This is a genomic window from Pseudomonas sp. P4_D7 (assembly GCF_056401755.1).
Map to the genome: position 1 here is coordinate 1 of NZ_JBFUIR010000020.1, position 19,226 is coordinate 19,226.

The 19,226-nt window shown below is 58.5% G+C and carries 12 protein-coding genes; 2 read left to right on the forward strand and 10 right to left on the reverse strand.

Annotated elements, in window-relative coordinates; all coding sequences use genetic code 11:
• Window positions 1–159 precede the first annotated feature (159 nt).
• From AC1DVF_RS14860 to AC1DVF_RS14905, 10 genes are all read right to left on the reverse strand, one after another.
• Complete coding sequence (locus AC1DVF_RS14860) at window positions 160–4,944, reverse strand: RHS repeat-associated core domain-containing protein (protein ID WP_477782678.1); 4,785 nt, start codon at window positions 4,942–4,944, stop codon at window positions 160–162.
• Window positions 4,944–5,681 carry a DUF4123 domain-containing protein gene (locus tag AC1DVF_RS14865; protein ID WP_477782679.1) on the reverse strand — a complete coding sequence of 246 codons (738 nt, stop codon included), beginning with the start codon at window positions 5,679–5,681 and terminating at the stop codon, window positions 4,944–4,946. Before AC1DVF_RS14865 ends, AC1DVF_RS14860 begins: the two co-directional genes overlap by 1 nt.
• Window positions 5,671–7,713, reverse strand: coding sequence for a type VI secretion system Vgr family protein (locus AC1DVF_RS14870; protein WP_477782680.1), 2,043 nt, complete (start codon window positions 7,711–7,713; stop codon window positions 5,671–5,673). The genes AC1DVF_RS14865 and AC1DVF_RS14870 overlap by 11 nt, the downstream gene beginning before the upstream one ends.
• A 130-nt stretch (window positions 7,714–7,843) precedes the next feature.
• Window positions 7,844–8,359 carry an Hcp family type VI secretion system effector gene (locus AC1DVF_RS14875; protein WP_007919523.1) on the reverse strand — a complete coding sequence of 172 codons (516 nt, stop codon included), beginning with the start codon at window positions 8,357–8,359 and terminating at the stop codon, window positions 7,844–7,846.
• A gap of 366 nt (window positions 8,360–8,725) precedes the next feature.
• Window positions 8,726–10,108, reverse strand: coding sequence for a 2-oxoadipate dioxygenase/decarboxylase HglS (gene hglS, locus AC1DVF_RS14880; protein ID WP_477782681.1), 1,383 nt, complete (start codon window positions 10,106–10,108; stop codon window positions 8,726–8,728).
• A gap of 88 nt (window positions 10,109–10,196) precedes the next feature.
• Window positions 10,197–11,417: a glycolate oxidase subunit GlcF gene (gene glcF, locus AC1DVF_RS14885; protein ID WP_477782682.1), complete on the reverse strand. Its 1,221-nt coding sequence runs from the start codon at window positions 11,415–11,417 to the stop codon at window positions 10,197–10,199.
• Window positions 11,418–11,419: 2 nt separating this feature from the next.
• Window positions 11,420–12,469, reverse strand: coding sequence for a glycolate oxidase subunit GlcE (gene glcE, locus AC1DVF_RS14890; RefSeq protein ID WP_477782683.1), 1,050 nt, complete (start codon window positions 12,467–12,469; stop codon window positions 11,420–11,422).
• On the reverse strand, window positions 12,469–13,968 hold the full coding sequence (glcD, locus tag AC1DVF_RS14895) for a glycolate oxidase subunit GlcD (RefSeq protein WP_477782684.1): 1,500 nt from the start codon (window positions 13,966–13,968) through the stop codon (window positions 12,469–12,471). Before glcD ends, glcE begins: the two co-directional genes overlap by 1 nt.
• A 148-nt stretch (window positions 13,969–14,116) precedes the next feature.
• Window positions 14,117–15,043: an alpha/beta fold hydrolase gene (locus AC1DVF_RS14900; protein ID WP_460127942.1), complete on the reverse strand. Its 927-nt coding sequence runs from the start codon at window positions 15,041–15,043 to the stop codon at window positions 14,117–14,119.
• Between the two features lie 21 nt (window positions 15,044–15,064).
• Window positions 15,065–16,519 (reverse strand): flavin-containing monooxygenase, encoded by a 1,455-nt coding sequence (locus AC1DVF_RS14905; protein WP_477782685.1) that lies wholly within the window; start codon window positions 16,517–16,519, stop codon window positions 15,065–15,067.
• Between the two features lie 177 nt (window positions 16,520–16,696).
• On the opposite strand from AC1DVF_RS14905, the gene AC1DVF_RS14910 reads away from it, so the two are divergent.
• Together AC1DVF_RS14910 and AC1DVF_RS14915 are read left to right on the forward strand one after the other, a co-directional pair.
• The gene (locus AC1DVF_RS14910) at window positions 16,697–17,770 is read left to right on the forward strand and encodes a diguanylate cyclase (protein ID WP_477782686.1); all 1,074 of its coding nucleotides are present in this window, start codon (window positions 16,697–16,699) and stop codon (window positions 17,768–17,770) included.
• A gap of 215 nt (window positions 17,771–17,985) precedes the next feature.
• The gene (locus tag AC1DVF_RS14915) at window positions 17,986–19,224 is read left to right on the forward strand and encodes a M20/M25/M40 family metallo-hydrolase (protein ID WP_477782687.1); all 1,239 of its coding nucleotides are present in this window, start codon (window positions 17,986–17,988) and stop codon (window positions 19,222–19,224) included.
• Window positions 19,225–19,226 lie beyond the last annotated feature (2 nt).

The following is a 19,226-nucleotide window of genomic DNA, read 5'->3' on the forward strand; positions in this document are numbered from 1 at the left end:
CAATAAATGAGTTTGCATGGTTGATGAAGTTTTCCGGGAACTCATCGTTGTTTATCGTCATTTCGTATTTTTTTGTTTCGAGAATTGATTTCTCACCGAAGCCAAGGCTCCTGTAAGTGACCGTGTTTAGATTGACTTCTGTGCCGGCTGATTTAAATATCATGGAAGTTCTCCAGGTGGTATTAGCGTGATCGTACCATCCTCTTTAAGCGTTATTGAACCTGATGGTCTATAAGCTTCACCTGCTTTCTGATCCTGCTCAGAACGTTTACCTGAGCGTTGGAAAAATTCTTCTGGAGATTTTATTTCTTCAATGGATGCAGTTTTGTTGCCCGGCGCGATTTTAGTTTCTTCGAGCGACAAAAAGCCTTCCTTTCCCTCAAATGATTTTTTAAGGTCCTTAAGTATTTTGCCGGCTTTATTTGCATTGACATCTCCGAATCCAACATCCAAGTCGCTACCGGGGTGACTGTCCCCCCTTACTCGACTTCCGCCGATGACAACGGACGTTCCTTTTTTATACGATTGTTCAAGGATCATTTGAGCCTGCTCCTTAGGCAGTCCAGGCAAATGTTCTTGTAGGAAAGCGGCTTGTTCCTCTGGCCCAGAGGTTTTTATGACCGTTTTCTTTGGGTATTTATTAAATACTGAATTTTCAGTCCATTTGGGAGGTTCGGCATCAGGACATTGTCCTGGAGTACAATTTAAACCTAGCGGATCTACCCAGCCCGTTGGATTCGGCACGTATTGGTAACCGTTCAATCCACCGACTAGCTTTATCGGATCCGGCGTTAAAAACCGTCCAGTCCCCGGATTGTAGTAGCGGTGGCGGTTGTAATGTAATCCTGATTCGGTATCGAAATACTGACCCTGGAAGCGCAATGGGTTATCGATCTCGCTGACGTCCAGCGCTGCCAAGTTACCGTAGGCTCGGTACTTCGCCGACCACATGATTTCACCACTGTAGTCGGTGAGCTCCTGCGGTGTGCCAAGGTGGTCGAGTTGGTAGTAAAACGGTGTGGCCTTGCGTGGGCCTTCGCCATCGAGCATCGCGAGCGGGCGGAAACTCCCCGGTTCATAGATGTAGCTGCGGTAGCGATTTTCGGCACTTTCCGCGATAAGTCTTTCGCCTTGCCACAGGAATTCAGTGGTGTGGCCGTCGACGGTTTTTTCTATACGTCGACCGAAGGCATCGTACTTGTAGGTTGCAATGCTGCCACCCGGCAGGCTAACGCCGATCAAGCGATGTTGGCAGTCGTAGCTATATTTGGTGACGAGTTTCTGCCCGGTACCTCGACGCTCACGACTCAGGTTGCCATACGCGTCGTACTCGTAGTGACGATCACCCTGCATCAGCAGCCGATTGCCTTTGACGTTGGCGAGATTGGCTGTGCCTTCGTTGCTTTGGCCGAGCAAGTTGCCCGCCGGGTCGTGGGCGAAGCTTTCCGGTGTGGCGCCGCGCACGCTGATTAGGCGGTCGAGAGGGTCGTAGTGGTAGCTGCGGTTGCCTTTACGACTGTCATTTACGCCGCTGAGGTTTCCGTTGGCATCGTAGCTGTAGCGCCGCTGGAACAGGCTTTTGTCTCGTTGACCAACGCTGTGCGCTTGCAGGCGGCCTTGCTCGTCGTACTGGTATTGGCTGAGCAGCAGGCCTTGTTGGCGCTGTTGTTCTCGACCGGCGCTGAACTGGTGGGAGGTCAAACGTGAGCCGTTAAGGTCGATACTGCCGAGTTGCCCGCCGGGTTGGTGACGGTAATCGAGTTTGCTGCCGTCTGGGAGGCGGCAGTGTGTGAGTTGGCCGACGCTGTCGTACTCGTAGCGCAGGGTGCCCCAGCCTTGGTGTTCTTCGATCAGTCGGTCTTGCAGGTCGTATTTATAGGCGAGCGGCCAGTGGCCGTCGTCAACATTTACGAGACGGCCCAAGGCGTCGTAGCTGTAGTGAATCTTTTTGCCATCGGCAAGGGTTTTCACCAGCAGACGGTCAGCAGCATCGCGCTGATACTCAGTTACCAGTTCGCTGCCGTCGTCGCCGAATTCGGTTTTTTTCAGCAATTGACCGTTAAGATCATACTCGTAAGCGGTGCGGCGACCGTCGAAGCCGGTTTCCTGCTGGATCAGCCCATTGGCGTAGTAGTCGAGGTGGTAATGCTCGCCGCGCTCGTTTTCGATTTCAGTCAGCAGCAGACGTGAGTTTTCATAGCGATAGCGCAGTTGGCTGCCGTCCGGGTTGATGCGACGGCTGACAAGATGCAGATTGTCGGCGTATTCGTAACGCGTGATGCGGCCGAGCTCGTCGCGCTCGGCGGTGACACGGCCATAAGCGTTGTAAGTAAATGCTCGAGTCGCTCCACCTGGCAGAGTGATCTGTGCAAGGCGATTAGCATCATCCCATTGATAGTGGGTGATGGCTCCGCTTTCTTCCTGACGGGTAATTTGTCGGCCAAGTGCGTCGTAGCGGTACTTGCGTTGACCCCCATCTGGAAGTCGCTCCTCCAGTAGTTGGCCGAGATTGTTCCAGCCCAATTGATGACGGCTGCCATCGCAATGGCCAATCTCCAGCAGACGGCCCTGCCGGTCATAGCTGTAGTGGGTAGTGTTGCCGTCAGGATCTGTCTGCTGGGTGATATCACCCTGATTGTTACGTTGATATTTCCAGACTGCCTTACCGCGACTGATCTTGCTTACGAATCCATTCTTGTATTCAAAACCTGTGGGTTCGTCTTCTGGAGGTATTACGGCTACGAGACTTCCTGATTCGTTGTATCGGAATTCGGTGATCGCGCCGAGCGGGTTTTGCTCTGCAACCAAGCGACCATTGTCGTCGTAAGCCTTGAGATTCTCGGCACCGTCAGGGTCTATTTGTGCAACGAGTCGAGCCTGGTCGTCATGGGTGTATATTTCTTCGCTACCGTCGGCGTTGGTGACGGTAACGCTACCCTTATCATCCCAAACGTAGTGAGTATCCATCTGCGAGAAATTCGCCCAGTGATGAATACAGCGTGCTGATTTGCCCTCTTTTTCCCACTCCCAGTAAAAACTGGCACCACCGGCTAACCGGCGTTCAAGAATTACGTTCTGATCGTTGTAGGCGTAACGCTCGGCTTCTCCTGCTGCGTTTTTCGCTTCGATCAGGCGATATTGTGAGTCATAGGCATAGCTGACAACTGTCTGGACGGTGCTCCATGCTTCCTCCAGATTGTCTGCCGGGTTGAACTGTTGGTAGTCGACTGCCACGATATGTTTGCGGTCATATCGCAACAGCAAGGCACGACCAGCACCATTGTCGATGCGTTTGATTCGACCGTGAATGTCGCGCGTGATATGAAGTCGATTATCGTACTTGTCACTGATGGCTATCAGTGTTGCGCCTTTGCGATCATAGCGGAAGTGATAGAACTGAGCATGCTCACCGGCCTGAGTGAGAATAAGTTCTGAAGGATCGTCACCGATGAAAATGGCCGCTTCCGAAAGACTATTGGTAATCGCCGGGCGTTGGATACTTGGAAGCGGGAATGTGATCACCCGGTTTTCATTATCAGTCCAGACTACTTCATCGGCAGTGATTTCTATTCGCTGTGCCAGCGCGTGGCTCCAGCCTAAACCAAGGCCACAATCTATTTCCGCTGCGCTGGTTCGATAGAGGCGAGTCCAGCTAAATGGAGCGAGACCTCCGAGTTCACCATCGGTCAGAGTCAGTAATTCTTCACCTGTAACCATCGAAACAGGGCAACCGTTGGTACACGTTTTTTTAGCGCAAGTTGTGCTTTTGTCATCCGGTGTTTTGGATTGTACAGGGGCATCATGGTGGGCTTTAGGTGTTTCGACGGTAGTCACTCGCTTCCCATCAAAACGCAACTCGGAGATTCCGTTTCTCACCTTGGCCGTCACACCCCGCGCCGCGACAGCGGTGTATTTCGCGACGTATTCCATAAAGCCATTGATGATCTTGAACAGCGACTTCACAAAGCCGATGACGGCGTTGAGGACAAGCTCACCGTACTTCTTCAGACGGGCGGCGAGGTAGATAACCCCGGTACCTTCAGCCGCGATGGTCAATACCACACCAATCACGATATCGATGGCGATTCCAACGACCATTGCCGTGGTGGTTTTCGCTATGTCGCCCGCCATCTTCATCGGCGGCAAGCCTGCCAGCCAGATCACGGCGCTGCGTACCAACAGGAACAAAGCAGCTTCGTCACTGGCCAGCAACATGGCCTTTTTCATAACGTCCGGCGAGCTTTTCGCAACTTTGATCAGTTCATCCGCACCGGCGCCAAGATCTTTCGCAAATTTGCCCGGATCCTGCAGGATGTCGAGCACCTGATTGATGCCATCCCACACACCCTTGATGGCCTCCCAGCCACCTTCAAGAATGCCGGTACCAATCGCCATTGCAGTGCCCGAGGTGGAAAGGTTCGACCATTGCGGTTTGAAACCTGCCCACTCCTTACGCAGAAAACCTTCCAGGTCAGCTGTTACGCCGCTGTAGGAGCTGAACAGCGCATCGATCTGCGCCGGCGTCACTTCGTTATGAACGCGAATCTTGTAGAACTTGCCGGGAATACCACCTGTCCAGGCGGCTTTGCCTTGCGCGTCGAGTTTGACCTTGCTGACTGCACCACCTTCCACGGCGACGATTTCGACTTCGATATCGCCTACCGGAATGTCGTAAACCGACTCGAACTTACTTTCGATAAGCAACGGGCCCTTGAGCGGGCACTGAGCCACATTCGAGGTGAAATTGCCGTCAGTCATGCTAACCGCTTTGCTGGTGCCACCAACCTTGATCACTCGCTCCATACCCAGCAGAGAGGGCAGGTCAGCGGCTCGACTGGCCTTGTCGGCAGCCCGCGCGTACCAGGTTTTGGTTTGTTCCTGATACAGCTTCAGACTGTCCTTGAAGGTGTTCAGTTGGTTGTCAACAAAGGCAACGCGATCCATCAGCCTTGCTCCAGAATCAGGTGATTTAACAGTGCTTCTTTAAGGTTTTTCGGTGCGTCCGGACGGCGCACGAAACGGCTGACTTTCAGCTTCAGGTTGCTTTCGGGCCAAGCGGTGTAAATGTCCGGGCGGTCTTCTTCCAGCCACTGCATCAAGTTGCTGATCAGCGTCGTCGGATTTTCCTTGGTCAAGCCATCCAGTAACGGCTTCGGCACCTCCCACCACGGCCAATCCTTCACCTTCGGCACAACCCGCGTCCCAACCTCCAGCGACTGCCCATTAATCAGATACCGCTCAAACATCGGCAGCACTTCCCCAGCCTTCTCCCCCAACCCATGCAGAATCGGATAGATATGCCGCCCATCCCAAAACCGGAAAAACACCTCGGTCCCATCCGGCATCTTCACCTGCGTCAGACTGCGCAGATGCTCGAACACTTCATTCGGTTCGGAACGCGACACCGCCAGCCAGCCCCAATCGAGGGCATCGGTTTCAGCGATCCACGGCAGGAACGCGGAATTGGCTTTGAGTTCGGTGACATACGGCATCACCGGTTGCCAAGTGGAGTAGGGCGTGCCGCCCCAGATCGGGATGAGCTGGGCGGTGGGTTCGGTGAGATACAGGTTTTTCAGCGCGTCGGAATCACTCGCCGCACTAATAATCAAATACAAACGCTCACCAGTCTGCAGCGGCTGTTGTGCCAGCCAATCCTTGGGCGTAATTCGATCAGATGGCACAGGCACCTGCCTTGCATTTTTCGCATTCTTCGCAGAATGGCGCGTTACGTTTGAGGGTGTTGATCTGGGCCGGGGTCAGGACCTGGCCGGCCTTGTCGGCATCGGCCTGTTTCAGCACGCCGGGCATCAGCGGGGCGGCGCCGGTGCCGCTGCCGGGGCTGCCGCCGGAGTTCATGTTGATCACCGGGCCGCTCATGGTCACGCCGCCGGCGTCGATCTTGATGAAGCTGCCACCACCGATCAGGGTCAGCTCTGCGCCGGCTTCCATCACCACTTTCATGCCGCTGCTGAGGTGGATTTCCTGGCCGGCGTCGATGAACTGGCCGGTGCCGATCTTGATGTGCTGATTGACGCCCACGGTGAGGTGGTCGTTGGCGCGGGTTTCGACTTTGCGGTCGGCGTAGACGGTGTGGTGTTCTTCGGCCTTGAACTCGCTGTAGCTGTTCTTTTCGACGGTGTCGTGGCGTTCGTTGCCGACGCGGATTTTCTGGTCGTGCTCGATGTTTTCGTCCCAGTCGCGCTGGGCGTGCAGGTAGATCTGTTCCTGACCTTTTTTGTCTTCGATGCGCAGTTCGTTGTAGCCGCCACCGCCCATCGAGCTGAGGGTCTTGAAGGTGCTGCGGGTCTTGTTCGCCGGCAGTGGATAGGGGACGGTGTTTTCCTTGTGGTACAGGCAGCCGCTGATCAACGGTTGATCGGGGTCGCCTTCAAGGAAGGTGACCAGCACTTCCATGCCGATGCGTGGGATGGCGATGCCGCCATACTGGGCGCCGGCCCAGGCGCTGGAGACGCGCAGCCAGCAGCTGGTTTTGTCGTCGGCCTGGCCTTCGCGGTCCCAGTGGAACTGCACTTTGACGCGGCCGTATTCGTCGCAGTGGATCTCTTCACCTTTCGGGCCAGTGACCACGGCGCTCTGGCTGCCGAGGATGCGCGGTTTCGGGTGGCGCAGGGGCGGGCGGTTCGGCACGTCCCACGGGGTGGCCTGAAAGCGGTTGCGGTAGCCCTGGTGGAAATCGTCTTTGAGTGCGGTGGTGTCGCTGGTCACCGACTCTTCGAGGACCTGCGGCTGCTTGCCTTCGTGGTGGACTTCGGTGAGCAGCCAGAGGTCATTCCATTTGGCTTTCGGGTGCGCGGTCAGGGCGAGGAAGTGGCCGCTGACCAGCAACGGCTGATCGCTCTTGCCTTCAGCCAGCTTGAAATCGCTGCGATGACGTTCGAGGGCGCGTTTGGCCAGGTGTTTGCCGCGCTCGCGGTCGATGAAACGACCCGGATAATCGTAGTCTTCGAGGTCGGGCAGGGCGTCGCCACGGTTTTCGCTTTCGAGGGTGAGGCGTGGTTTTTCGAAATCGTAATCGCGACGCGTGGTGCGGCTGGTACGGGTTTCCAGGCGCAGGTCGAAGCGCTTGATCACCGGGTCGCTGGCGACCATGCCGGAGTCTTGTTGATAGGCCACAGGCTTGAGTTTCGGGAACACCGTCTGGTCATCGCCGAATACCAGTTTGTGTGCCGTCGCCGTGTGCTCGAAGTGGTAATGAATACCTTCTTCCTCGCACAGACGCTGGATGAAATGCAGGTCCGATTCATCGTATTGCACGCAGTAGACGCGCTCGGGATAGATCGAACCGGTCTTGAATTCGTAAGCGTTGCTTTGAATGCCGTGCTCTTCGAGGACCTGGCCGATGATTTTCGGCACCGTGAGGTTCTGGAAGATGCGCTGGTTGATGCGGTGCGCGAGGTAGGACAATTGCGGACGCAGGGTCACCGAGTAACGGGTCAGGCGTTTGCCCGAATCACCTTGCGCGGCGCGGTAGATCTGGCCGTGGATGCCGCTGCCGTCGGGCGACAGTTGCAGGAAGGCTGGTTTGTGCAGCAGGGTTTCGAGGTCCAGCGACGGCTGCTCACTGACCAGCTCCACCTCGAACACAAAAGGCTGGCTGATGGCTTCCCGGCCGGTGAGGGTAAACACCTGGAAATCGGCGGAAAGACCTTCGATGGTCAGGGCAAAGTGAGTTTCATTGGCCGGCGCGAACATCCCTTGTTCCTCGTGCTGTACAGCGGCGTGAGTCGACGACCGCAAAACGGCTCAACTTACGCGAAATTCTGGAGGGCGAAAACAACATCGACCAGCAGAGCTGGCCGATGCTTGTAACGATCAGCCGTAATTAAACGACTGGAGCACGCCAGTCATCGGAACCCGAAGTACCGGATACTTCGTGGGTCCAGGTGATTTTACGGTAGGTGAACTGCACTTCTTCCAGGTGGGTGAAGTGCGAGTTGCCTGGATCCTGGCAGTTGTGCATTTTGTTGTTGATGGCGACGATGATCGCGTCTTCCAGTTTGGTGGTGTAGTAGTGCTCTTGGGTACCTTGAGCAGAAGTACGGAACCACTGGATAACGATCTCGCTCATGCGCTCGCCGGAGGTCAGAGCGGCTTGCAGCAGTGGCGAAGCCTTGTCGTAGACCTTGGTGATCACAACTGGCTTGTGAACGCGCTGACCGGTTGGCTGACCGGATTGTGGGTCACGCGGGATGATCACGTCGTGGCTGAAAGCCTGAACCATAACCTGGTCTTCGTGGCCTTCCTGGTAGGTGTTGCCTACGGAGTCAGCGGTGAAAGCGCCTGCAGTGATCAGGCCTTGTTTTTCGCCGGTAACCGACATGTACGCTGGTGTTGCCATGGGGTGCTCTCCTTGCGGAATAATTTAAGGTGCCCGGGAGGCGAAATCGCCCGGTGGGTGCCTGACTGTTATCAAGGAGCGTGCCAACAATTGTGGCGACCATGCGGGCCGGGGTGTTTGTCTGATTTTTCAGGCGCTTGTGCGAAATAAAGCGCTCGCTCAAGGCAAAAGTGCGCAAGAAGTTGCGCAGTACTGCGCAACTTCTTGGCAGTACTGCGCAACTTCTTGCGCACTTGGCTGCAGGCCTTGTACGACGTGGCTCTCAGCGGTTTTATCAGGCTTTTTTACAAAACAAGTGCGCAACTTCTTGCGCACAATGGCCACGCGCCATCATTTGGTCGAGGCGGCTGCTTCAAGATTTTCAGATCAAAAGATCGCAAGTTGTGTCAGACACTCATCAATCGAACGCTGCTGCGTCGCCGCATACAATCCCAACTCATCAATGGTCGCGCGCCCCAGCGCCTGCTCGAACGCCTGCCGATTGGAATGCTCGCCATAATGCGCCTGCGCCGCATCGCCTAGGTTCGACTGAAAAATCCCCGCCGCACTCACTGGCAGGAAATCTTCGTACACCAACGGCTGCGCTTTCACATAGCCATCGCGCAACAAGTCCTCCAGAGACGACTGCCCAAGCCCTCCAGCAGCCAGTCCTTTTTCCGTAGCGAAATAGCGAAAGTACGCCAGCTCTTGTTCACGCATACCCTCGACACTGTCAGGAAATTCGCCAAAGTGCTGAGCCATCAGCGCGTTGTAGCGTGCGGCGTTGGCTTCGTTGGGGAAGTCGCCGAGTTCATCGCGTGCGGCATTCAACAAGCGGTCGTACAGGGCCCGGCCTTTGGGCGTGAGTGCCGCGCCGCGCTGTTCGATCTCGCCGAAACGCGCGCTGTGGCTGCCACGGGTCTGGTTCTGATCGGTGAAGGCGATCGGCTCGTCCAGCGCCTTGAAACTGGTCTGGCGCAAGAGGATCGGGCACTGCCGGCGCGGCGGACCTTCGATCACGGCTTTCGGGGTGATGCCATGGGCTGGCATCTGTTCCTGGACGCGGTCGATGTCCAGCGTGCGCGGCGTCAGATGATTGATGTGCGGGCCTTTGAACGCCACGACGTCGGCGATCAAGCGATGTTGCGCGCTCAACGTCTGATATTGCGCAGCAGTCACCGTAGCGCTGTGATGCCAGCGAAAAGTTTCCAGCGCCTGCAGGACGAATGCCTCGGCCTCGCTTTCATTCAAACCACCTGCGGTTTCAGCTTGCGCGATCAGGCGCAACGCCTCCGAGGTAAAGATCGAACGCTTGGCCAATACCGATTCTGCAAAGGCGCGCAGTTGCGCATCCTCAATCAACTCCAGGCGCAACAACGACGTGAACACCCGAAACGGGCTGACTTGCAGCGCCTCTTCATGCACCGCGCGAAACGCCGTGGAGTGCACCGGTACGCCCGCCGGAGTCAGGTCGTAATAACCCACCGGTTGCATGCCCATCACTGCAAACAGACGGGCGAGGGTGGCCAGTTCCGTCGCAGTACCAACGCGGATGGCGCCATGGCGCTCCATATCCAGCCGCTGAATTTCGCCGGTGCTGTCGAGCTGCCGGGCGATGTCTGGCTGACGTGCAAGCACCTCGCGGTTGGTTTGCTCCACCAGCTCCATCAGTGCACCGTACAGCGGCACTTCTTCGCGGTACATGTCGGACATCGCTTTGGAGAAGCGTTGGCGGATCAGGTCGGGGCTGACGAACAGCTGCACGGTCATGAAAAAAATTCCTGCCACGGTCACGGAATGGATGAGGGAAAAGATCGCAGCCTTCTCGCACGCGGGCAAACGAAGAATCCTACGAACTTCATTCTGCCAACGACTGATCCAACAGTTCGATCCAGTGCATCACGCGCGTGCGCCCGGCGCTGCCCAGATGGCTCTGACAGCCGACGTTGGAGGTAACTATCAGCTCAGGGCGGCCACTCTCCAGAGCGTTGAGGCGGTTGTCGCGCAGTTGCCGCGCCAGCAGCGGTTGCGTCAGCGAATACGTGCCTGCCGAACCGCAGCACAAATGGCCGTCGGGCACGGCGGTGAGGTTGAAACCGAGGCGGTTGAGCACGGCTTCCACCGCGCCGCCCAGTTTCAACGCATGCTGCAGGGTGCACGGGCAATGCACGGCAATCCGCCGCTCGCTCGCCGCGCAGACTTTTTCGAGCGGTTCCTGCGCGAGTATCTGCACCAGATCCAGCGTCCGCTCGCTGATTTCCCGGGCCTTGGCCGCATACACCGGATCGTCTTCCAGAAAATGCCCGTAATCCTTGATGAATGCGCCGCAACCGCTGGCGGTCTGCACAATCGCTTCGGCGCCGTATTGCAGGTGCGGCCACCAGGCATCGATGTTCTGCCGGGCGCGGTCGAGGCCTTTGGCTTGCGCGTCGAGGTGATAGTCCAGCGCGCCGCAACACCCGGCCTCGGCCACCGGGGTGACACTGATGCCCAAGCGATCCAGCACCCGCGCCGTCGCGTCATTGGTATTTGGCGATAACCCCGGCTGTACGCAGCCTTCAAGCAACAACACCTGCCGGGCATGGCGCGGGGCAGGGCGCAAACCGGAAAACGGCAGATGCTGCGGCAGTTTGCTTTCCAGCAAGCGCGGCAACAGCGGCCGAAACGTCGTGCCCACCCGCAGCAAGCCTTTGAACAACCCCGGATTCGGCGCCAATGCGCGCAACCCTTCGCGCAATAGGCGTTGCGCGGCCGGACGTGGCACCGCGTGATCGACCACCGCGCGGCCAATGTCGAGCAGGTTGTGATAGTCGACGCCGGACGGGCAGGTGGTTTCGCAGTTGCGGCACGACAGGCAGCGGTCCAGGTGCAGTTGCGTCTGCGCCGTCGCGGGTGCGCCTTCGAGCACTTGCTTGATCAGGTAGATGCGCCCGCGCGGGCCATCGAGTTCATCGCCGAGCAACTGATAGGTCGGGCAGGTCGCGTTGCAAAAGCCGCAATGCACGCAGGTGCGCAGAATCTTTTCTGCCTCGGCGGCGCGGGGTAATTGGCGCGATTGTTCGCTGAGGGTGGTTTGCATGGCTAGAACTCCGCGTACATGCGCCCGGGGTTGAACAGCCCTTGCGGGTCGAGTTGCGCTTTGAGTTGTCGGTGATAGCGCAGCAGTGTCCAGGCCAGCGGCTGAAACGGCGAAGAACTGGCGCCGTGGGTAAAGCAGGTGGCATGGCCGCCGAGTTCCTGAGCAAGAATATGAATGTGCTCGACGTCGGATTTCAGCCAGCGTTGTGCACCGGCCCAGTCGATCAGTTGCTCGCCGGGCAGATCCAGCGGCCCGAGATTGTTCGGCAACGACAAGCGCCACAGCGGCAAACCTTCGTTGAAAAACGCAAGACGCTGCTCATTCAGATCCCGCCAGAACCCTGAATCCAACGGCTCACCCCCGAGGCGTTGATGCGCCGCCGTCACCGAACCTTCGCCGCCCTCAAGCCGCAAATACAGGCTCTGGCCATCGTGGCACGCGGCGCTGATCGGCAACGGTTGCTGACCCCATTCGGCAAGCTTCGCCAGCGCCCGCGCGCATTCCATGTCGAGGCGAATGCTCAGGCACTGGCGCGGTTTCGGCAGGACTTTCAGCGACACTTCGGTGAGCACGCCGAGGCAGCCGTAACTGCCGGCCATCAACCGCGACAGGTCATAACCGGCGACGTTCTTCATCACTTCGCCGCCGAAACGCAGGTGCTGACCGAGGCCGGTGATGACTCGGGTGCCGAGGACGAAGTCGCGCACTGAGCCAGACCACGGCCGTCGTGGCCCGGACAACCCGGTGGCGATCATGCCGCCGACGGTGGCGCCTTCACCGAATGCCGGCGGTTCGCACGGCAGCATTTGCCCGGCAGCGTCTAGCGCCGCCAGCAGCTCTGACAACGGCGTGCCGGCGCGCGCCGTGACCACCAGTTCGGTCGGTTCATAACGGACGATGCCGCAGTGGGCGCGGGTATCGAGCACTTCACCGGCTACTTCGCGGCCGAGAAAGGCTTTGCTGTTGCCGCCCTGAATCTTCAACGGAGTGGCGTTGGCCCGCGCTTCGTTGACCTGATCAAGCAAGGCGCCGGCGGCATCGACGTCAGCCATTAGAAACGCTCCAGTTCGGGGAACGGCAATTGCCCGGCATGAATATGCATGGCACCGAATTCGGCGCAGCGGTGCAGGGTCGGAATGTTCTTGCCGGGATTGAGTAGGCCTTTAGGGTCGAACGCGGCTTTTACGGCGTGAAACAGACTCAACTCATCGTTGTTGAACTGCGCGCACATCTGGTTGATTTTTTCGCGGCCGACGCCGTGTTCGCCAGTGATGCTGCCGCCGACCTGCACGCACAGTTCGAGGATCTTGCCGCCCAAGGCTTCGGCGCGGTGCAGTTCGCCGGGTTGATTGGCGTCGAACAGGATCAGCGGGTGCATATTGCCGTCGCCGGCATGGAATACGTTGGCCACGCGCAATCCGTATTCTTCGCTGAGGCGGGCGATGCCTTGCAAAACCCCGGGCAATTCGCGGCGCGGGATGGTGCCGTCCATGCAGTAATAGTCCGGTGACAAACGACCGATGGCCGGGAAAGCATTTTTGCGCCCGGCCCAGAAGCGCACGCGCTCGGCTTCGTCGCGGGCCTGACGCACTTCGGTGGCGCCGGCCGCGGTCATGACCTCGCGCACCCGTTGGCAATCGTCGTGGACGTCGGCTTCGACACCATCGAGTTCGCACAGCAGAATCGCCTCGGCGTCGACCGGGTAACCGGCGTGGATGAAATCTTCGGCGGCGCGAATGGCGAGGTTGTCCATCATCTCCAGACCGCCGGGAATAATCCCCGCCGCGATGATTTCGGCGACGGCGCGGCCGGCCTTTTCCACTGAATCGAAACTGGCCAGCAGGACTTTCGCGACCTGCGGTTTGGGCAGCAGTTTGACCGTGACTTCGGTGATGATCCCCAGCAAACCTTCGGAGCCGGTGAACAGCGCGAGCAAATCGAAACCCGCTGAATCGAGGGCGTCCGAACCGAGGGTCAGGCGTTCGCCTTCGATGGTCAGCACTTCGATTTTCAGCAGGTTGTGCACGGTCAAACCGTACTTGAGGCAATGCACACCGCCGGCATTTTCGGCGACGTTGCCGCCGATCGAACAGGCGATCTGCGAGGATGGATCCGGCGCGTAATACAGGCCGAAGGGCGCGGCGGCCTGGGAGATCGCCAGATTGCGCACCCCCGGCTGAACCCGCGCGGTGCGCGCGGCCGGGTCGATGTGCAGGATGTTGTTGAAGCGCGCCATCACCAACAGCAGGCCCTGCTCCAGCGGCAAGGCGCCGCCGGACAACCCGGTGCCGGCACCACGGGCAACCACCGGGACGTTTTTTTCATGGCAGAGTTTGAGCAGGGTTTGCACTTGCTCAAGTCGTCGGGGCAGGGCGACCAGCATCGGTGTGGTGCGGTAGGCGGAGAGGCCATCGCATTCGTAGGGTTTGAGTTCTTCCTCGCGCCACAGAATATCCAGATCAGGCAGCGCTTGCTGCAATGCCTTGAGGAATTCGGCCTTGTTCACCTGCGGCAACGGACCGTCGAGGCGCTCGTCATAAAGAATGTTCATCTCGACCTACCGATTTCTCGCGTGATCGTTCCCACGCTCTGCGTGGGAACGCCTCTAGGGACGCTCCGCGTCCAGTGACGCGGAGCGTCACGGGCTGCATTCCCACGCAGAGCGTGGGAACGATCAGGGGCAGGGGCAGAGTGCATTGTCATCTTTGGCTCCCCAAAAACTCGCGATACAGGCGCGCAGTATTCCCCGGCTGTTCAACCATCGGCATGTGCCCGACGTGATCCCAGACATCCACACGCAAATTGGCGATGCCCTTGCTCCACACCGGCACGCTGCTGACGTCGATCAGCCGATCCTTGCGCCCCCAGAGCAACAGCGCCGGGCACTTGATGTCGGCCAGTTTCGGCTCCATCGGCGGGCTGGCGCGAAAATCGCGGAAGATCTCTTCCAGTTCATCGCGTTGTTGTTCGTAGCGCTGGGCGATGGCGTCCAGCACCAATTTGGGTACCCATGGTGGCGTGGCCATGGTCATCGCGTAGAACTGCTGGAACTCTTCCCGCGAATTGATCAGAAACGGGTTATGCCCGCGCGCTAGATGCCGCTCCATGTCGCTGGCCTCAGGCGCGGTGACGCCGGCCGGATCGATCAGCGCCACCGAAGCGATGCGATCCGGATAAGTCGCCGCCAGCCACGCGGCGATGTAGCCGCCCATCGAGTTGCCGATCACATGGACTTTCTCCACGCCGCAAACGTCGAGCAACTGGATCATGCGCTTGGCCTGCAGCGGAATGTCGTAGCCGCCGCCCGCCTTGAAGCCGGTTTCACCATGGCCGGCGAGGTCCGGGATGATCACCCGATACTGGCGCACAAAGTGCCGGGAAAAGCGCAGCCACAGGTTCTTGTCGCCGCTGTAGCCATGCAGCATCAGAATCGCGCTGGCCGCTTCATACGGCCCGCCCTGCCAAGTCGAGACGGTCATCTCGGCGATCGGCACTTCGATCTTGTGCAATTTGTACAACTTGGCCTCGATGGCCATGTTCAGGTCGTACAGCCAATGACCGACCGCCGGATAACTCAACCAGCTCCAGGCCACGAAAACCGCGAGGGCGACAAACAGCAAAAGCATCGACGTCTTCCTTTTACGTGTTCAGGACAGAATGTGGTCGGCCGGTTTCAGCGCTCGGGTCAAGCGGTGGTAGCTGAAACTGAAGCCGGGAAACATCGCGATCACATGACCGCTCTTGCTTTGATACCAACTGTGGCAGCCGCCGGACTTCCAGACCGTGCGCTCCATCTCCCGATGAATCATCTCAGTGTAGGTACGTTCCGCTTCACGGCGCACTTCGATGCTGCGCAGACCCTTCGCCTGCACGGTACGAATGCAGTCAAGGATGTAGTTCATCTGCGATTCGATGATGAACAGCGCCGAGGTGTGCCCAATGCCGGTGTTCGGGCCGGTGACGATAAACAGGTTGGGAAAGTCCGGCAGACTGGTGCCCAGATAGGCGCGCGGGTATTGCGCCCAGACCTCTCTGAGTTGCACGGCGTTTTTTCCGCTGACCGGGTAGGAAATCACCCCGTCGGTGGCGTCGTAACCGGTCGACCAGACGATCAGATCAACATCGATGTGCTGACCGTCCTCGGTGTTGATCCCGGTTTCGTCGATGGACGCAATGCCTTGCTCGCGGGTATGCAAGGTGACGTTGGCGCGACTCAGCGCCGGGTAATAGGTGCTGGACACCAGCACCCGTTTGCAGCCGATGGTGAAGTCCGGGGTGAGTTTTTCTTGCAGCGCCGGGTCTGGCACCTGGCGTTTGAGGAAGCGCAGGGCGTGCTGCTGGACCATGTGAATCGCCGCTTTCGAGTATTTGAACGCGATGACCCGGGTTTCGAATTGCCAGTAAATCAGCCAGCGCAACAGCTGGTAGGCTGGTTTCAGACCGAGCAGCCAGCGTTGCAGCGGCCCGAACTGACGATCGGCGCGGGGTAGCACCCAGTGTGGCGTGCGCTGAAACACGTGCAGGTGATCGACTTGCGGCGCAATCGCCGGAATCACCTGCACCGCACTGGCACCGCTGCCGACGATGGCCACGCGTTTAGCGCGGTAGTCGTAGCTGTGATCCCAGTTGTTCGTATGAAACGTCTTGCCTTGAAAGCGATCCTGGCCGGGAAAGTGTGGGATGACCGGTTGGCTCAATGGTCCGGTGGCATTGATCAGGAACTGCGCATAAAAGGTGCCTTTGCTGGCGGTGTGCACAGCCCAGCGTTTTTCTGTGTCGTCCCATTCGACGCGCTCGACATTGGCCTCCAGCTCCACGCGCTCACGCAAACCGAACTGCTCGATGACATGCTCGGTGTAGCGCTGCAGTTCGGCCTGTCCGGCGAACATCTGCGACCAGCGGTACGGCGCGAACGACAGCGAATACAGCGGCGACGGCACGTCCACCGCCGCGCCGGGGTAGGTGTTCTGGCACCAGGTGCCGCCAAAGAAGTCCCGTCGCTCCAGCAGGCGAAAATCGTCGATCCCGGCCTTGAGCAGGTTGACCGCAGCACATTGACCGCCAAAACCGCTGCCGATGATCAACACGTGATAGGTGTGCATGGGTCTCCTTCTTATAGTTTTTTTTCCATTTTGCTCCTTTCATGTATAGCCAAATATTTGCCCTGTGTGCGGTCCTGATGTCGCGCTATTCAGCCCGCTGGCCGGTGATGGCTATTTAACGTCGCCCTGTTAGACTTCCAGCACATCCGTCCTGCGGTGTGCGTGATCGAGGTCCTTATGGGAAATACCGGAGGAAAGGGACTTTCATTGGCCAGGAGGCTTTATACGTCGCGCATCCTCGGGTTGATTCTGGGGCTCGTGTGCGTGAGCGTGTCGATGTACTCGCTCGATCCGCCGCTGTGGGTCTGGGCACTGATGTTCTTCAACGGCCTGGTCTGGCCGCATCTGGCGTTTCAATGGGCGCGCCGCGCCCGGGTTCCTTACCACGCTGAACACCGCAATCTGTTGATTGACGCTTTTTTCGGCGGCTTTTGGCTTGCCGCCATGCATTTCAATCCGCTGCCCACTGCCACGACCATWTCGATGATGGCAATGAACAACGTCGCAATCGGTGGTTCACGTTTTCTATTGGCAGGCTCTGCGGCGCAGTTGCTCGGGGTCGGCGTCGGGCTGGTGGTGTTTGCTCCGGCATTCATTCCGCAAACTACGCCTGCACAAATGTACGCCTGTTTCCCGTTACTGCTGCTGTACCCCTTGGCGCTGGGCTGGATCTGCTTTCGTCAGGCCTACACGCTTGGCTTGCATAAACGCGAATTGCTCGCCTTGAGCCGCACCGACAGCCTGACCGGGCTGCTCAATCATGGCGCCTGGAAGGATCAACTGGAGATCGCTTTTCAGCGCTGCAAGCGGCAGAAGCAGGGCGCTGCAATTGCGTTGATCGACATCGATCACTTCAAGGCGATCAACGACACTTACGGCCACGTTGCGGGCGACATCGTGTTGCGCCAGTTGAGCAAGTTACTTAAACAAAACCTGCGGGCGACGGACGTTGCCGGGCGTTATGGCGGTGATGAGTTCTGCGTGATTTTGCCGGATCTGCCGCTGTTCAACGCCGCGCAAGCCATGGAGGCGTTGCGTGAGCGTTTTGCGATTCTGGGGTATGAGCAGAATCCGGCATTGAAGGTCAGTTTGAGCATCGGCCTGGCGGCGTACGATCCGGCGCACACCGACGCAACACGCTGGCTCAATGATGCCGATCAGGCGTTGTACGAGGCCAAGGCCAGCGGGCGTAACCGGGTGATCTGCAATTGCGATGACAAGTCCCGGCAGACGTTGCTGGATTCGGTTTGACCGCTACACCGTAGATCCCCTGTGGGAGCGAGCTTGCTCGCGAAGGCGTCCTGCCAGGCTGTATCAATGTTGACTGATCCACCGCTTTCGCGAGCAAGCTCGCTCCCACAGGGGGTTGTGTGTTGTCGGTTAGATCAGTGTCGCATTCGGTGTAGAGCCTCGCGCCGATGTCGGGTACGGTTAAATCCCCCCCGACGCGAAACAAGGATCGCTTCATGACGTGCTCATTTTCTCGCTCCCTGCTGGCCGCTAGCCTCGGCCTGTCTCTCGCCTTCTCGGCTGCCTACGCCTTTGCCGAACCGCACAAACAAGTGCTCGCTGATGCCGAGCAATACCAGCCAGAAGCGCTGAAATTGCTGGAACGGCTGGTCAATATCGACTCCGGTTCCGGTTACGAGCCAGGCCTCAAGCAAGTCAGCGACATCGCCATCGATGAGTTGAAAAAACTCGGCGCGACCATCGAACTGGTGCCGAACACGCCGGAAAAATCCAACCATGTACTGGCGACGCTGAAAGGCACCGGCAAGGCGAAAATCCTCCTGATGGCGCACATGGACACGGTGTTCAAGGAAGGTTCGGCGGCCGAGCGGCCGTTCCACATCAAGGACGGCCGCGCTTACGGGCCGGGGGTGATGGATGACAAGGGCGGCATCGTCGCCGGGATCTATGCACTGAAAGTCCTGAAAAACCTCGACTTCAAGGACTATGCGCAAATCACCTTCCTGCTTGATGCCAGCGAGGAAACCGGCTCGGACGTCGCCACCGATCTGATCAAGAAAACCGCCAAACAGCACGACGTGACCCTCAACCTTGAGCCGGGCCGCCCGGCCGATGGCCTGGTGGTGTGGCRCAAGGGCAGTGCGACGGCGCTGGTCGAGGTCAAGGGTAGAGCCGCACACGCCGGCGTCGCCCCGGAACTGGGGCGCAACGCCGCGATGGAAGCGGCGCACCAGATTCTGCAGTTGGGCAAACTCGGCGATGAGGCGAAGAAGACCACCATCAACTTCACCGTGCTCAAGGCCGGCGACCGCACCAACGTGATTCCCGATCAAGCCACCGCCAAGGCCGACGTGCGCGCGGCGGTGCCGGAGGAGTTTGACCGGATCGAAAAGGATCTGGCGCGGGTGTCGCAGGACAAGTTGATTGCTGAGACGGAAGTGAAGACTTCATTGCAACGCGGCTTGCCCCCGATGCCGCAAACGCCTGAGTCGGATCGCCTGATGGCGATGGCTCAAGGGATTTATGGCGAGATTGGTCGCAAGTTGACCGAGGAGGGCAGTGGCGGCGCGGCGGATGCGAGTTTGTCTGCCGGGGTTGGCACGCCGACGCTGGATGGTTTCGGGATTGTCGGCGGCAATATCCACACGCCGGAGGAATACGCCGAAGTAGCGAGCGTGGCGCCGCGGATTTATCTGTTGTCGCGGATGATTATGGAGTTGGCCAAACCGCGGTGAGT

Excerpts from the sequence above, each read along its gene's own strand:
- AC1DVF_RS14860 (WP_477782678.1), bottom strand. The coding sequence starts at position 4,944 with ATGGATCGCGTTGCCTTTGTTGACAACCAACTGAACACCTTCAAGGAC.
- AC1DVF_RS14870 (WP_477782680.1), bottom strand. The coding sequence starts at position 7,713 with ATGTTCGCGCCGGCCAATGAAACTCACTTTGCCCTGACCATCGAAGGT.
- AC1DVF_RS14875 (WP_007919523.1), bottom strand. The coding sequence starts at position 8,359 with ATGGCAACACCAGCGTACATGTCGGTTACCGGCGAAAAACAAGGCCTG.
- hglS (WP_477782681.1), bottom strand. The coding sequence starts at position 10,108 with ATGACCGTGCAGCTGTTCGTCAGCCCCGACCTGATCCGCCAACGCTTC.
- glcF (WP_477782682.1), bottom strand. The coding sequence starts at position 11,417 with ATGCAAACCACCCTCAGCGAACAATCGCGCCAATTACCCCGCGCCGCC.
- glcE (WP_477782683.1), bottom strand. The coding sequence starts at position 12,469 with ATGGCTGACGTCGATGCCGCCGGCGCCTTGCTTGATCAGGTCAACGAA.
- glcD (WP_477782684.1), bottom strand. The coding sequence starts at position 13,968 with ATGAACATTCTTTATGACGAGCGCCTCGACGGTCCGTTGCCGCAGGTG.
- AC1DVF_RS14900 (WP_460127942.1), bottom strand. The coding sequence starts at position 15,043 with ATGCTTTTGCTGTTTGTCGCCCTCGCGGTTTTCGTGGCCTGGAGCTGG.
- AC1DVF_RS14905 (WP_477782685.1), bottom strand. The coding sequence starts at position 16,519 with ATGCACACCTATCACGTGTTGATCATCGGCAGCGGTTTTGGCGGTCAA.